This is a genomic window from Caballeronia sp. LZ016 (assembly GCF_031450805.1).
Classification (GTDB): domain Bacteria; phylum Pseudomonadota; class Gammaproteobacteria; order Burkholderiales; family Burkholderiaceae; genus Caballeronia.
Map to the genome: position 1 here is coordinate 2,705,252 of NZ_JARTVY010000001.1, position 16,070 is coordinate 2,721,321.

Consider the following 16,070-nt stretch of genomic DNA (forward strand, 5'->3'; position numbering starts at 1 on the left):
TTATGGCTTGCGGCGTAACAGACCTGCAACATTTTCCGATAATTTCGCTCGCGCGCGCCTTCCTGGCGTTTCAATGCGAGCGCTCTCGTCCTTTTCCGACAAGCCTTCCGCCCGATTCGCCAGACAATTGGCACGGTTCTGGCTATTCAGGTCCCTCATTCGCGCAACGCGACGGTAAGACGCCGTCGCGAAACCATCGCTCTCGGGGACCTGACATGATGGCTTTTGTGTTCTTTCTGCTGTGGATGCTCGCTTCTCTCGCGCTCCTCACCGTATGGGTGTTCCGCCAGGCGCCTCTTGCGAGCCACGACGATACGGCTCCCGCCGCGGCCGTCGAAGGCTGAAGGCGTCTCTCGCTGAACGACAAAACGCGTAACGGCCGATAAGAACATTTCCCGCTTGACGGAGGCCATCGGTCACCTATTCTTAGGCTGCGCGTTACGCGGTCGCTTAAAGCCGCCGAAGCATCGAAGAAATCCCACGCGCCTCGCGGCTCGCCGCCGCCTGCCGACAAGGAGACCTCGATGTTCCATCAACTGCTTACGCCCGTCGCCAATTCGCTCGCGTTGTCGTTCATCGTCGCGGCGCTGCCGATCGCCGTCGTGCTCGTGCTGCTCGGCTGGGCGCGCCGCCCCGCCTGGCAGGCGTCGATGGCCGGGCTGATCGTCGCGCTCGTCATCGCGGTGGCCGCGTGGCACTTTCCGGTCAGGCTCGCGCTCAACTCGATCGCCGCCGGCGCGGTCTTCGCCCTATGGCCGGTGATGTGGATCGTGTTCGCCGCGATCCTGCTCTACAACGTCGCGCAACGCTCCGGGCGCTTCGAAGCCTTCCGCCTCTGGATGGTCGAAAACCTGCCGAACGACAGGCGCATCGTGCTGGTCGTCATCGGATTCTCGTTCGGCGCGCTGCTCGAAGGCATCTCGGGCTTCGGCACGCCGATCGCCATCACCAGTTCGCTCTTGATCCTGCTCGGCTTCCCCACGCTCGAAGCGCTCACCTTCACGCTGATCTTCAATACCGCGCCGGTGGCCTTCGGCGCCCTCGGCGTGCCGATCACCGTGCTCGGCGCGGTCACGCACCTTCCCACGGACGCCCTCGCCAAGATGGTCGGCCGCCAGTTGCCGTTCTTCGCGTTCTTCCTGCCGTTCTACGTGATCGGCATCTACGCCGGCTTTCGCAACATGCTGCGCGTGTGGCCCGTGCTGCTCGTATCGGGCGCGAGCTTCGCGCTCACGCAATACGTCACGTCGAACTACATCAGCTATGCGCTGACCGACGTGCTCTCCTCGCTCGTCTCGCTGATTCTGACGATCGCGTTCCTGCGCGTCTGGAAGCCCGCCGCCGATGAGCGTTTCGCCGTGAATGTCGGTCGTCTCGGCGAGACGCGCGCGGCGATTTCCGGCGGACAAGGCTGGTTGCCGTGGATCGTCGTGTCGCTGGTGGTGATCGTGTGGACGGTCGCCAAGATCTTCCTCATCGGCGATGTGAAGGTCGCCTGGCCCGGTCTAGACAAGGCCGTCTACATCACGCTGTACAACCAGCCATACGGCGCGATCTGGGACTTCCAGCCGCTCGCGACGGGCACTGCGATCCTGGTCGCGTCGATCATCACGGCGGCGCTCGTGCGGTTGCCCGCACGCGAATACGGCGCGGCGATCGTCGACACATGGGTGCAGACGCGCATCGCGATTCTCACGGTGGCGACGATCGTCGGCCTCGCCTATCTGATGAACTACTCGGGCATGAACTACACGCTCGGCCTAGGCGTCGCGTCGGTCGGACCGTTCTTTCCGCTCGTGTCCGCGTTTCTCGGCTGGGTGGCGGTCTTCCTCTCCGGCAGCGATACGTCGGGCAACGCGCTCTTCGGCAACCTCCAGGTGGTGGCGGCGCATCAGCTCAATCTCAATCCCGTGCTGATGGCCGCGACGAATTCCTCCGGCGGCGTGATGGGCAAGATGATCTCGCCACAAAATATCTCGACCGGCGTCGCGACGACCGACCTCAAGGGCAAGGAAGGGCTCGTGTTCGCGCGCACCTTCAAGCATTCGATTCTGCTGACGGTAATCCTCGGCGTGCTCGTCTGGCTGCAGCAAAACGTGCTGACGTGGATGATCCCGCCGCACTGATCCCGCATCTTGCGGCCTCATCGAAGGCGCGTTCTTCGGCGCGCGGCGCGGTGCTAACATGCGCGGACTTTTAATACGTAGTCTCGAAGTCCATCGTCATGTCCATCGCCAACTTGTTGCAATTGATCGTGCTCGCCGCGTTGTGGGGCGCATCCTTTCTGTTCATCCGCGTGGGCGTCGCCGAGTTCGGCGTCGCGCCGCTCATGGCCGTGCGCGTCGGCATCGGTGCGCTGTTTCTCATCGCGATGCTGCTTGCGCGCCGCAACGTGACCGCCACCCTCGGCGCGATGCGCCGGCGCGCGCTGCCGCTTTTCGTGGTCGGCATTCTCAATTCGGCCGCGCCGTTCTGCCTGTTCGCGTTCGCGGAATTGACGCTGTCGGCAGGCGCGACGTCCGTCATCAACGCGACGACGCCGCTCTGGGGCGCGCTCGTCGCCTACGTGTGGCTGAAGGACCGGCTGACCACCATGCGCAGCATCGGCATGGCCATCGGCTTCGCGGGCGTGCTGCTGCTCGTGTGGAACCAGATCGCGACGGACGGCACGGCCTCCGCCGGACTGCCCGTGCGCGGCATGCTGGCGGCCGCTGCGGCGCTCGCCGCATCGGCGCTGTATGGCGTGGCGGGCAATTTCGCGAAGAAGTATCTGATGGACGTCGACGCGACCACCAACGCCGCTGGCAGCATGATCGGTGCGACCGTCACGCTCGCGCCGATCGCCCTGCTGACATGGCCCGCGACGCCGGTCTCCGCGCACGCGTGGTCGGCGGTGATTGCGCTGGGCGTGTGCTGCACGGGCATCGCCTATTTTCTGTACTTCCGGCTCGTGGCCGCAGCGGGGCCTGCTCGCGCCATGACGGTCACGTTCGTCATTCCGCTGTTCGGCATTCTCTGGGGCGCGCTGTTCCTGAACGAGCACGTATCGCTCGTGATGCTGGAAGGGTGCGCTGTCGTGCTGGTCGGCACGGCGCTCGCGACGGGAATCGTCAAGCACGTGCCGTTTTTCGGGCGGCGCGGCATCGCTCGGTGATTGCGTCCTCCCATGACGGAACCGTGAAGCCGACGCGCTTTCCCACGCGGCAGCAATAGCGCGGTGAGTGAACAGCGACGCGCCGCTCGCCGCCTGATCGCCGCCTGATCGCCGCGTGATCGCCGCCTGATCGCCGCCTAATCGCCGCCTAATAGCCGCCCTATTCGCCGCGCACCGCGCCCCGCCCCGCCTTCACCGCTCCCCGCCTGACCTTCCCTTCGACGCGGCGCACCTGCGACGCCCGCGTCGGCTTGGTCGCGATGCGCTTGCGCCGGGTGACGCTCACGCTTCGGATCATCTCGTCGAGACGCGCGAGCGCCGCCGCGCGATTCATGTCCTGCGTGCGATGCTCCTGCGCCTTGATGACGATCACGCCTTCGCGCGTGACGCGGCTGTCGGACAGCGCGAGCAGCCGCGCCTTGATGTGCTCCGGCAGCGACGACGCGCGGATGTCGAAGCGCAAGTGAATCGCGCTCGATACCTTGTTGACGTTCTGACCGCCCGCGCCTTGCGCGCGCACGGCGGTCAGTTCGACTTCGCCTGGCGGCACCACGAGGCTATCGCTCATGGATGAAACTCCTTCGTTCAGGATCGATGGTGCATGTGCATCAGCCGCATCATTCGCGCGGCGAGACCGGAATCGCGGCGCGTCGGCGCATCGACGGCCTGCGCGAAGATCGCCGCCGATCCGATGACTTCGATACGGCGCTTCGCCCGCGTGATCGCCGTATAAACCAGTTCGCGCGACAACACGCGCACGAAGCTGCCCGGCAACACGAGCGCCGCGTGCTCGAACTCGGAGCCTTGCGATTTGTGAACGGTCAACGCGAACGCCGTATCGTGCGGCGGCAGCGCAGCCGGCGATACATGACGCAGCGAGCCGTCCGCCATGCGGAACGCGACGCGCAGCGCGCCGTTCGGCCCCGGCAGCGCAATGCCGATATCGCCGTTGAAAAGCCCCAGCGCATAGTCGTTGCGCGTGACGATCACCGGGCGCCCGGCGAACCACTGCGCTCCGATTGCAAGCGCGATGCCCGCCTGCTCGCGCACCTTCGACGCGATGCGCGCGTTCACTTCATCGACGCCGCGTGGCCCTTTGCGCGTGGCGCAGAGCACACGGAAGCGATTGAGCGCATCGAAAAGCCCGGCTTCGTCGGATGGCGGATGCTCGCCCTGCAGCATCGATGAGAGCGCGGCGGCATAAGGCGCGAATCCCTTCGCCAGATGCGCCAGCGTGCGGTCGGACAGCGTGGCGTGACCGTCGTCGAGGAGCACGGCGGCGGAGGCTTCCGGTGCGGCCGGCTGCGTTGCGTCGAGCGCATCGAGCGCGGCTTGCGCGTCGCCGTCGCGGATCGCGATGGACAAGCGGCCGATCGCTGAATCGAGTCCGAAGCGATAGTTGCGCGCGAGCCACACGACGCTGTCGGTGAGCGGCGCGTCGGCGGGCGTTTCGTTCGCTTCACTGGCGCCCGTTTCGAGCGTGGCGAAGAGGTCGGCATAGCCTTCGTCGTCGGCGTGCGGTGCATTGGCGAGCCGCGCGGGGGTAGACGCGTTCGCGGGCGCATCGGCACCTTCGTGGCGAGGGCGTGACGCGTCAAGGGACGGCGCGCCGGCCGGTTCCCTCTCGCGGGCGGCGGCGTTCGAGAACAGGTCGCCCTGCTCCGCACCGCTTTCGACGGGCGCGTCGATGAACGGCTCGCGCTCGCCATCGTCATCGCCCGGGAAGAAGTCGCCGTAGTCATCGTCGCGAGTTTCGATGCGAGCGCCCGGCCGCTCGAGGGCCGCTGCGTTCCTGCGCCCTTCCGCGCCGGAAGCAGGCAACGCCGCCCGCAACCGCGCCAGCGCCACGCCGAGCGCTCCTGCGATCCGCCTCGCGCCCGCCTCGCTGAACGTGGGTTGCGCGCTCAGTTCCGCGAACACCGCGCCCGCCTCGACGGCCGATAGCTGATCCTTGTCGCCCAGCATCACGAGCCGGCTCGACGGCGCAACCGCTTCGAGCAAATGCGCCGCGAGCGCGACGTCGATCATCGACGCCTCGTCGACCACGATCACGTCATACGGCAACGGGTTGTCGCGATGATGCCGGAAACCGCCGTCCGGCAGCACGCCGAGCAGCCGCTGCAACGTGAACGATGTGCGCGGCAGGCGCGCCGCCAGCTCGGGCGGCAGCTTGTCCGCGCGCTCGATCAACGCTTCCTGCATGCGCTGCGCGGCCTTGCCCGTCGGTGCGGCGAGCGCGATGCGCAAGGTCGGGTCGGCGTCGAGCAGACACGCGAGCACGCCGACGACCGTCGTCGTCTTGCCCGTTCCCGGACCGCCGCTCACGATGGTCAGCCGCCCCGCCAGCGCGACGAGCGCGGCGACGCGCTGCCAGTCGATATCGTCGTCATCGGCCGGGGCTTGCCCGAAGTACCGGGCGATCCGCCCGGCCTGCTGCGCGAGTTCCCGCTGCGACACGTCGATGCGCGCCCCGCGCGCCCGTTCGACCAGCGCGACCGCGAGCCGCCGCTCGTAATCGAAGTAGCGCGCGAGATAGAGCCGGCCGTCTTCATCGATGACGAGCGGCCGCAGAGCCGCGGCATCGATGCGCGCCTGCGTGCGCGCCAACGTCGCGACGCCGCTTGCAAGCAGCGCATCGCGTGCTTCGCGCACGCTCTCGCCATGACGCCGCGCGAGCGCGGCAAGCGGCATGCAGACGTGCCCGAGCGCCGTCGCCCGGCTGATGGCGAGCGCCGCGCGTTCGGCCCACGCGACGGCCCGCGCGTCCGCGCCCGACCATCGCGACAGTTCGCCGATGCGCCGCGCGAAACCCTCGGCGAGCGCGGCGCTTTCGTCGGCGAAAGCGGATGCGGCGGACGGCGCCCCGTTCATGGTTTCGACCGTGCTCATGCCGTCACCCCCGACATCGCCCGATCCAGCGCCTCGACCAGTTCCAGCGGCGGCCGCCCGCGATGCACGCCGCTCGCGGCATCGCCGTCGCGCCAGTCGGGACGCACGCCGCGCACGAACAGATACAGATAGCCGCCCACATGCGTCTCGTAGTCGTAATCGGCGAGCCGCGCGCGCAGGTAACGATGCAGCGCGACCACGTATACGAGCGCCTGCAGGTGATACGCGTGATGCGCCATCGCGCTGGCGAGCGACGCGGCGCCGTAGTCCTCGGCGGCATCGCCCAGATGGTTCGACTTCCAGTCGATGATCCAGTAACGCCCGCCGTGCAGCACGATCATGTCGATGAACCCCTTGATGAAGCCCCGCAGCGCGCCCGTCTCCAGCGCGACATCCGGATAACCATGCGCGGCCAGGAGCCGGCGCAGCGCCGGGAAATCCAGCGACGGCGCGGGGAACAGAAACTCCAGCTCGTTCATGCGCCGCCCGTTGGCGACGCCCGACAGCCGCATGCCCGGCGCGATCTCGCTTGCGAGCGTGTCGGCGATGAGCCGCAGCATCATCGGCCGAAGACGCTGCGCGAGCGGCGCGGGCGCGGGGACCGGATACTCGCGCAGCGCATCGTCCACGGCTCCGGGCCACGTCGACGGCTGTGTGAAATCCGCAAGCTCGTACATGCGATGCAGACATTCGCCCGCCGCCGCGCCGCGCGGGAACGCGAGGATGTCGTCGTCGGCGAGCGCGGCTTCGTCGCGGGAAGGCGGCGCTGGCAGGGGCGTCGCGCCGGCATCGGCGAGTTCGTCGTGATCGGGGCGCGCTTCGACCGGCTGCGACTGATTCGCCTCATCCCGCGCGCCCGCCGCCACCAGCGAACTGAAGCTCGCCATGCGCCAGCGGTCGCGCAAGAGTCGCCGGTTGGTGCGCGCGGTGATTTCGTGGGCGCCGGGCTTGTCGGCCGCAAGCGGATCGCGGCTATCGATGACCGGCAGCGGCGTCACGCCGATCGCGCCGTCCGATTGCGCTTCGAGCGCGCGCCACGCCGCGACGATGCCCGCTTCGTCGGGCGGTTCGTCGCAGAACGCGTCGAAGTTCTGACCCGAGCCCGCGGCGAGCCAGTTCAGCACGCTCCTGCGCGATTCCTTCGTCGACTTGTTCGAGACGTTCGAAATGTAGACGCCCGCGACCACGTAGCAGCGATACACCGCCCGCGTCAGCGCGACATAAACGAGCCGCGCCCGCTCGGCCGCCTGCTCCCGCGCGATGGCCGCGCCGATCGCTTTCGCTTCGTCGTCGTCGATTCCGTAGTGCAGCACCGCTTCGCCGGCATCGTCGTGATACTCGCGGGCATCGGGCAAGCCGGATTTCGACGCGTCGCGCGCGCCGCCGTCGTTCAGGAACGGACAGAACACGACCGCGTATTCCAGGCCCTTCGACTTGTGGATCGTCACGATCTGCACGAGATTGCGGTCCGATTCGAGGCGCAATTGCGCATCTTCCCCGCCGCCCCGCTGCGCGCGCTGCGCGGCGAGCCAGCGCAAGGTCGGCGCGATGCCCGGCTGCTCCGCCGAGCGCGCCTGCAGCAGTTCCGCGAGATGGTTGACGTTCGTGAGCCTGCGCTCGGCGTCCGCGCGCGCGACGAGCCGCGCCGCAATCGAGAGTTCGCGCGCGAGCGTGCGCCACATCACGGCGAAGCCGCGCTCGTGCCAGATCGTGCGATAGCGCGAGAAGCGCTCGACCCAGCTCGTCGAATCGCTCGCGCCGCTTTCTTCCGCCGATGCCGCATGTTCCAGACGCCACAGCGCGGCGGCGTCCAGCCCGAACCAGTCGGTCGCGAGCGCGGCGCGCAGACGTCGCAGGTCGCCGGGCGTGTCGATGGCGGCGAGCACGCGCTCGATCTGCTCGGCGTCGAGCGAGCCGAACACCGACGCCTGCGCGAGTTCAACGCTGCCGATGCCCCACGCCGCCAGCACGCGCTTGACGAGACTGCCCTGCCGGTGCGTCTGCACGAGCACGGCGATATCGCCCGCACTGAGCGCCTCGTCGCCGATGCGCACTTCGCCGCGCGCCGCGCCCTTCAAGAGCCGCGCGATTTCGGCGGCGCACGCTTCAGCCGCTTCACGCTGCGCGTTGGCCTTCGACAACGCGGCATCGCCGTGCGGCAGCATCCACACGCAGAAATCCGCGATATCGGAATAAGCGGCGGCGGGCGTCGCATCGACAAAGGGGCCGCGCGATCGCGTGCCCGCGCGCACCGGCTGATAGTCGAGGCCATCGAGAATGAACGCCGACGGATTCGCGCCGAACACGCGATTGCACGCCTCGATGATGCGCGGGGTCGACCGCTGGTTCACCGCGAGCGTGTAACGCGCGCTCGCGCCGTCGCGCGCGGCGAGATACGTGTGCAAATCAGCGGCGCGGAAGCTGTAGATGGCCTGCTTCGGATCGCCGACCAGAAACAGCGGCCCATGCGGCGCGAACACGCGGTTGAAGATCGCGTACTGCAAAGGATCGGTGTCCTGGAATTCGTCGATGAGCGCCGCCGGATAACGCTCGCGCAACGCCTGCGCGAGCCACGCATGTCTGACGAGCGCGTGGTGGAGGTTCGAGAGCAGGTCGTCGAACGACACGACGCGCCGCGCACGCTTTCTCGCCGACAGTTCGGCGGGCGCGTAGTCGAGCCATTCACGCACGATGTCGAGCCACATCGCGCGCTGCGCGGCTTCCGCTGCGGCGGCGGACGCCGCGAGCGTCTCCGCATGCTCGAAGAACGGATGCGCGGGCGGCGCGTGCTTGACCTTCGTGCCCTTCGCCAGCGCCGATGCGGTGATCTTCAGCGCGTCTTTCGGCGGCTCGGCGTGACAGTCGGCATCGGCGAAATATTCTCCCCAGGCGTCGAGCGCGGCCTCGATCATCGAACGCTTGTGCGAGGTCTGCTTCAGCATCGCCTCGGCGTCGAAAAGCAGTTTCGCGATTGCGCCCCGCTCCGCGTTCCACACGGCGCAGGCTTCGTCGAAGAGCGCGCGGGCATCGACGGCTTCGGCTGCAAGCTCGGCTTCGCTCTTGCCCCAGCGCAACGTCGCAAGCGGCTTCTTCAGACGCCGCGCCAACTGCGCATCGAGCGATGCCGGCCCCGCGCCCTTCGCAACGAGCCACGACGCGAACGACGGCGTGCGCGCCGCCGCAGGCTCCACACGCTCGCGCCAGAAATCGGCGGCAAGCTCAAAGCGCAGCGCGCTGTCGTCGGCTTCCATGTCGAACGCGAAGGGCATGGCGGCGGCGAACGGCGCTTCCTGCAGCGCGCGCTGACAGAACGCGTGGATCGTGTGAATCGCGGCCTGATCGAAGGTATGCAGCGCGATGCGGATGCGCTGCAGCGCTTCGCTCGGATCGATGCCCGCGAGCGTGGTTTCGAAAAGCTGCTCGATGAATGGATCGCCGGCGGCATCGCCGTTCTCGATCGCATGGGCGACGCCCGCGAGCCGCGTGCGGATGCGCTCGTGCAGCTCGGCGGTCGCGGCCTTCGTGAATGTGACGACGAGAATGCGTTCGACGCTCAACTGCTTCTCGAGCAGCAGGCGGACGTACAGCGCGCAGATGTTCCACGTCTTGCCGGTGCCGGCCGATGCTTCGATCTGGTTGACGCCGTCGAGCGGGCACGAAAAAACGTCGAGTTCCTGGATTGCCGTGGTCATCATGCGTCGCGTTGCAGGTGTTGCCGAAGCGGCTCGAAAACGATGCGCGCGAGCGCGGCGAAGCGGTCGTCGAGCGCGAGCGATTCACCGCGAAGCGCGATGCGATAAGCGGGATCGTCTGATTCCGCGCGCACGCGATCGGATTCCCACGCGGCGTGCGCCTTCGCATCGCCTTCGCTCATCCTGAGCCACGCGCTCTTCGGGAAGAAACGCAGCGGCATGCGCCGTCCCGCGCGATACAGCGCCGCGAGCGCACCGAGATGCGCGAGCGGATCGGCGACGGACGTCAGCTCGAAATCCGACGACTGCGCGCCGCGTCCGTGCCAGATGGTGCGGCGCGGGCCGTCCGGCAGCGCCGCGCAATACGCGAGATGCGCGAGCCACGCAGATAGGTAATCGCGGGCGCGCGGCTGGTCGTAGCGATAGATCACCTGGCCTTGCGGCGTCAGGCGGTTGAGCGTGCCGGAAAGCGTGAGCGGCCGTTCGTCGATGAGCGCGTCGTCGTGCGCGCCGAAGAGCGCGACGCCTTCCGTATCCGGCCAGCGCGGCGCAATGTCGAGCGAAAACGGCAAGCGCGCTGCACCGTCGGCCACCGAGACGCGGATGCGGTCCGCGAGCTGCGCGAGCGCGTGCATCTCGCGCGTCTGCCAGACGGCGCCCGTCGCGCCGCCGGGCATCTCGGGGCTCGTGCGCGCCACATGACGCGCTCGCTCGCGGGCGTCGTGCGCGACGTGATCTTCCGCTTCGAGCAGCGACGGCAGCACGCGTGCGGCAAGCGCATCGCGGCCCGCGAAGCCGAGTTCGAACGGCTCGGTGACATCGAGCTCGGCCTCGGCATCGACGAGCGCGATGCCCAGCCGATCCCGCAGCAGCGCCCGCGCCGGATGCCGCCAGAAGCGCACGAAATCGTCGAAAGCGACGGTATCCGCGTCCTCGTCCTCAGCCGGCAGCGGCGACGCGAAAAACGGCGCGCTTGCCTGCGCACGCCCCGCAGCCAGCGCACGCGCCAGTTCGGCGCGTTCCGGCTCGTAGGTGAAAAGACGCCCTTGCGGCTCGAAATACTCCGGCGCAAACGGCTGTAGCGGATGCTCGTGAACGAACAACGCCCGCGCCTTCGCCAGTTCATCCGGCGCAGCGTGCTTGCCCGCGACGGCTTCGGCGAGATGATCGAGCAGTTCGTCGATGAGCGCGGCGGGCGGCAGTACGGCGTTGTCGCGAATGCTGCGCCCGGTGTAGGCGATCATCAGCCGGTCGCGGGCCGCGAGCATCAGGTCGAGAAAGAGATTGCGCTCGTCGTCGCGGCGCTGGCGGTCGCCCAGCTTGCCGAAGCTCGCCATGAGATCGAATTCGTCGGCGCGCGTGAGGCTCGGCAACATGCCGTCGTCCATGCCGAGCAGACACACCACGCGATACGGCAGCCCGCGCAGGCTCGTCAGCGACGAGAACGTGACGCCGCCCCACGGCACGCCGCCGCGCGCGGGATCGTCGAGCGTGTCGGTGAGCGCGGTGCGGATCACGGCCGCCGATACCTCCGTGCCGCGCGCGCCTTCGTCCATTGCGACGATCAGCGCGTCGATCGCGTGGCGCACGTCGCCGATGGTGTCGTTGAACGCGACGCCTGCATCGAAGGAACGCGCGAGCGTATCGAGCAGCAAGTCGCCCCATGCGCGCGCGGTCTTCGGCGTTGCGATCTGCGCGGCGAAAGCGTCGATATCGTCGATGAAGCGCGTGAGGCGTCCGAGCAATTCGGCCTCGGACCCCTGCGCGCCCTCGACCGGCAGCCACTCCGCGACCGGCGCGCCGCCGCCCGGCAGCGCGTAGCCGAGATAGAGACGCGTGAGCGCATCGGCGAAGGTGTGACGCGCGGCGGGCACGTGCTCGCCCGCGGCTTCGGCCGGACGCAAACCGCGGCGCGCGCCCGCCGCCGCGAGCCATTCCTGCGCCGTTTCGAGCGATGGCGCATCGATGCCGTAGCGCGTCGCGATTGCGTCGACGCGCAGCCATTCGATCAGCTCCGGCGCGCCGACGCCGCGTTCGGCGAGCGCGAGCCAGTCGAGCATCGCGCGCGCGACCGGGTTCGCCTGCGACGGCGGCAAGCCGGTGATGCGATACGGAATGCGCCTGCGCTCGTTGCTCGCGCCGGCGGGCGCGGTGCCGAACACGCCGTCGATCAGCGGGCCGGCCACCGCGAGATCGGGAAACGCGACGAGCACATCCGACGGCTCGAGTCCTTCTATCGAGTCGAACCAGTCGAGCAGGCGGTCGTGCAGCACTTCCAGCTGACGCGAGAGGCTATGGCATACATGCACTTCCACGCCCGTCTCGACAATGTCTTCTGCTTGCGGCCCGGCGTTCTCTTCGTCGAGCGTGAGGATGCCGTTCTGCACGCGCGCGAGCCACGTCGGCGCGGTGTTTTCTTGGAAGAGTTCGCGCTCGCTCGATGCCGCGCTCTCGGTCAGCTCGTGCAGCATGTGAAGCTGCGCCTGCGTCTGACGGCCCCACTCCGCCAGCAGCGGATGCCCGACCTCCTGAAAATCGGCCTCGCCCTTCAGTTCGAGCTGCTCGACGCGCGCCTGGCTCACGATGTCGAACCAGAATTCGCGGCACGGATTGAGCGCATAGATGCGCACGTCGATCCACCTCGACAGCTCGCGCAGCAACGCGATATGCAGCGGCGGCATCGTCGGCAGCGCGAAAACGCTGATGCGGCTCGGCCATTCGGCGCGCATCGCGGTATCGAGATCGAAGCGCGGCGCTTCGGCCAGAAAGCGATACGCCGGCGGCGTCGGGTCGTGACCGGCGTCGGGCGCCGTCAGGTCTGCCAGCAACGCGCGCCAGAGCGCGGACTGCCATCGTTCGTCCTGACGCTGAATCTCGCTTGCGCCTGCGAGCCGCGGACCGCGAAGGTCCGTCTGCCTGCCATTGCCCGCGAGAATCGAGCCGCCCGCCTGCCAGTGCGTGAGCCATTCCGGGCGATACGTCAGATAGTGGTCGAATACCGTCGCGATGCGGCGCGCGAGTTCGTAGCGCATGGAATCGTCGGCGGCATCGAGATAGGTCGACAGGCGCGGCGCTTCGCTGAACGACGGCTCGTCGAACAGGCGATAGCAGCGCCACGCGAGCCGGTCCGGCGAGAACGGCGAACGCGCGGGCACCGGCAGCACGCGGCCGATCTGCGCCCACAGCCACTGCGCGAGATAGCAGAAATCGACGTTCGCGCAAATGCCGAAACGCTCCGCCATGTCCAGTTCGAGCCGGCGGCGCAGGGCTGCGCTCGGCACGATGACCGACTCGCGCGCGAAGGGATCGCCCTCGCGCATCGCGAATGCGTCGAGGTCCTCGAAAAGCGCGGCGGCGAGCGTTTCGTGACGGTTCGAATAGAAGAGTTCAAGCATGAAGGGCGGGATTGGATGCGCTGCCGGACGGACGAGCAAGGCGTAAAACGCAAAGCTTTGTCAAATCAAGCGTCAGCATAACAAAGCGACTTCGCGCCGAGAACCTGGCCGTTCGGCCAAGGTCCGAAGCCTCGTCGAGTTGCGTTAGACTCGACGTCGCCCTTGCCCGCCTTTGCCGTTTGCCCTTTGCCCGCTTACTCGCGCGTCCATACAGGAAGTCGATGCGTTACTCGTTCGAAATCAGAAAGTTCGTCTACAGCCAGTACTTCTTCGGCGGCTTGCGCAGCGCGCTCGGCATTTCGCTTCCGGCCGTGCTGATGCTCACGGTGTTTCACAACCGCGAGCTCGGCTTCACGATCGCCACGGGTGCGCTGGGCGCGTGCGTCGTCGACATGCCGGGGCCGCTCAAGCACAAGCACAACGAGATGCTCGCGTGCACGTTCATCGGCTTTTTCTCGGCGCTCGCCACCGGCATTGCGACGGCCCATCCGGTGACGCTCTGGCTGACCGTCGTGCCGCTCACGTTCGTGCTCTCGCTGATCGTCGTCTACGGCAACCGCTGGCCGCAGATCAGCTTCGCGACGCTCTTCATGATGATCGTCACGCTGGAAGAGCATTTCACGCCGATGCAGGCGCTCATCAACGCGTCGTGGATACTGCTCGGCGGCCTCTGGTACACGTACTGGGCGACGCTCGTCTCGCATCTGCTCGTGTATCGCATCGAGCGGCAGGCGCTCGCGCAGAGCATCTTCAGCTGCGCGGAGTATCTGCAGGCGCGCGCCGAGTTCTATGACGTCGACGCCGACCTCGACGAGTGCTATCGAAAGCTCATCGAAAAGCAGATCGCGGCGGTGGAGCAGCAGGAAGGCGCGCGGGAAATCGTGTTGCGCAATCTGCCGAAGGTCCAGACGCGCAGGCTCGATGCGCGGCGCGCCCGGCTCTTCAATCTCTTCATCAACATCGTGGACCTGCACGAGTTCTTCGTCGGCGCGCATACGGACTATCCGCTCGTGCGCAGGACGTTCGCCGGATCGGACGTGCTCGTGTTCTATCGCGACCTGATGCGCAAGGCCGGCGAGGACCTGGAGGAAATCGGCCTGGCGGTGCTGCAGAACCGGCCCGCGTCGAAGCACGTCAGCATGAAGGCCGAGTTGCGCGCGATCGAATACGAGCTCGAACTGATGCGCAAGCACGCGCTGCCCGAGAAGAATCCCGAGGCGTATGCGGCGGCGGCGGCCGTGTTCCGGCGCCTGTGGAGCGCCACGCGCCTGATCGACAAGATGCGCCGCCGCACGCACGACGACGCGAGCCTCAGCGAAACCGAACTGCAGATCGATCACGCGCTGTCGCGTTTCATATCGAGCCGCCGCGTGCCGTTCAGGCAGATTTTCTCGAATCTGACGATGTCTTCGCCGAGTTTTCGCCATGCGCTGCGCGTGACCATTGCGGTGGGCATCGGCTTCTGGCTCGGGCGGCTGCTGCCGCTGACGAACGCATACTGGATCGTCATGACCACCGTCATCATCCTGAAGCCGGGCTATTCGCTGACCAAGCAGCGCAATACGCAGCGGATCATCGGCACGGCGATCGGCTGCGCGGTGACCATCGCGCTGATACTCGTCGTCAAGGACCCGCATGTGCTGCTCGTCGCGATGTTCGCGTCGATGGTCATGAGCTACAGCCTGCTCCTCTTCAATTACGCGGGCAGCGTGGTCTTCACGTCGTCCTATGTGCTGCTGATGTTCCATCTGCTCGCGCCGGGCAGCTTGCGGCTGATCGGCGAGCGCGCCATCGACACGGTCGTCGGCTGCGCGATCGCCATTGCCGCCAGTCATCTGTTCCCGTACTGGGAGTATCGGCTGATGGGCAAGCTCGTGAAGGACCTGCTCGGCGCGACACGCAATTATCTGGAAGCGAGCTGGTCGTGGAAGACGAAGGCGGCAAGCGCTGCATCGCGTGCGCCCTCATCCGTGCCGAGCGCCGCTTTCGCCGATGCCAACGCGAGCGCCGCGCACGCGTTCGCGCCAGCCGTGGAAGCGAAAGCCGACGCCGTCAGCGACGCGCCCGCCATCAAGGCCGCGAGCGCGACGGCGGAGCGGCTGTCGTCGGTCAACATCGGGGAGAGCACGGCTGCCACCGCGAGCAAGGGCGGCTCGGCTGCGGCGACCGTCGCGGCGACGGCGCTGGACCGCGACTTCCGCTACCGGCTTGCGCGCAAGAACGTGCACGTCGCGTTCGCGAATTTGGCCCAGGCGTTTCAGCGCATGATGCTGGAGCCGAAGCCGCAGCAAAAGTACGTCGCCGAGCTGAACGATCTGCTCGTGCAAAGCCATGTGCTCGCATCGCAGATCACGGCGGCCGCGCCGCTGCTGCAAGCGATCGACAATGCCGATCCGAAGCCCTTCGAGCCGGTGCAGCGTGCGTTCGGCATCGTGCGGGACAACCTGTCGGACGCGCAGGCCGTGATATCCGACGATGACGGCGCGCCGCCCCCCGATGCGATCAAGGAATTGCGCCGCGATCTCGATACGATGGTCGCGAGCGCCGAACGCGCGCAGTCGCTACCCGCCGATGCCATTCAGGATCTCAAGCTGCTTGCGCATCAGTGCAAGCAGATGCTCACGGCGTCGACGCTGATTCGCAAGGACGCGGCGCAAATCCATCTGCCGTCCTGAGCGCAGTGTTATTGCGATGCGCCCGTCGCGGGAAGCGCGGACCGCGCATCGCTTGCGGCGGCGGGCGGTGCGGTCTGCTCGTCGAATTCGCGCTTTTCGCGGATCGCGTTGAAGAGCAGCGTGAAGATAACGAGCAGCAACACCACGACGATGAACACGCTGATCCCCAAAGTCGGATTCTTCTTTTTCTGCGGCGCGTTCGGGCGCTGATTGCGTGGGTCGTCGGTCATGGGGCGCGGCGGCTCGTTCAGAGTTTTCGAGATGA

The 16,070-nt window shown here is 67.3% G+C and carries 9 protein-coding genes; 4 read left to right on the forward strand and 5 right to left on the reverse strand.

All coding sequences use genetic code 11. The annotated features are described in order from the left end of the window. Positions 1–215: 215 nt before the first annotated feature. From P9220_RS12880 to P9220_RS12890, 3 genes are all read left to right on the forward strand, one after another. Positions 216–344, forward strand: coding sequence for a hypothetical protein (locus P9220_RS12880; RefSeq protein WP_309765199.1), 129 nt, complete (start codon positions 216–218; stop codon positions 342–344). 180 nt (positions 345–524) lie between these two features. Beyond that, positions 525–2,126, forward strand: a complete 1,602-nt coding sequence (locus P9220_RS12885; RefSeq protein ID WP_309765200.1) for an L-lactate permease — start codon at positions 525–527, stop codon at positions 2,124–2,126. 98 nt (positions 2,127–2,224) lie between these two features. Beyond that, a complete protein-coding gene (locus tag P9220_RS12890; RefSeq protein ID WP_309765201.1) occupies positions 2,225–3,154 on the forward strand; it encodes a DMT family transporter in 930 nt (309 codons plus the stop codon). 160 nt (positions 3,155–3,314) lie between these two features. Here P9220_RS12890 and arfB read toward each other — a convergent pair whose 3' ends face one another. The 4 genes from arfB to recC are packed head-to-tail and all read right to left on the reverse strand — an operon-like array spanning position 3,315 to position 13,130. After that, entirely contained in the window at positions 3,315–3,722 is a 408-nt protein-coding gene (arfB, locus tag P9220_RS12895) for an alternative ribosome rescue aminoacyl-tRNA hydrolase ArfB (protein ID WP_309765202.1), read from the reverse strand. A 17-nt stretch (positions 3,723–3,739) separates the two neighbouring features. After that, positions 3,740–6,043: an AAA family ATPase gene (locus tag P9220_RS12900; RefSeq protein WP_309765203.1), complete on the reverse strand. Its 2,304-nt coding sequence runs from the start codon at positions 6,041–6,043 to the stop codon at positions 3,740–3,742. After that, positions 6,040–9,738: an exodeoxyribonuclease V subunit beta gene (recB, locus tag P9220_RS12905; protein ID WP_309765204.1), complete on the reverse strand. Its 3,699-nt coding sequence runs from the start codon at positions 9,736–9,738 to the stop codon at positions 6,040–6,042. Before recB ends, P9220_RS12900 begins: the two co-directional genes overlap by 4 nt. Further along, positions 9,735–13,130 carry an exodeoxyribonuclease V subunit gamma gene (recC, locus tag P9220_RS12910; RefSeq protein WP_309765205.1) on the reverse strand — a complete coding sequence of 1,132 codons (3,396 nt, stop codon included), beginning with the start codon at positions 13,128–13,130 and terminating at the stop codon, positions 9,735–9,737. The genes recB and recC overlap by 4 nt, the downstream gene beginning before the upstream one ends. Positions 13,131–13,351: 221 nt before the next feature. On the opposite strand from recC, the gene P9220_RS12915 reads away from it, so the two are divergent. Then, positions 13,352–15,805, forward strand: coding sequence for an FUSC family membrane protein (locus P9220_RS12915; RefSeq protein WP_309765206.1), 2,454 nt, complete (start codon positions 13,352–13,354; stop codon positions 15,803–15,805). 8 nt (positions 15,806–15,813) lie between these two features. On the opposite strand, the gene P9220_RS12920 is transcribed toward P9220_RS12915, so the two are convergent. Next, positions 15,814–16,035 (reverse strand): hypothetical protein, encoded by a 222-nt coding sequence (locus P9220_RS12920; RefSeq protein ID WP_309765207.1) that lies wholly within the window; start codon positions 16,033–16,035, stop codon positions 15,814–15,816. Between the last annotated feature and the right edge of the window lie 35 nt (positions 16,036–16,070).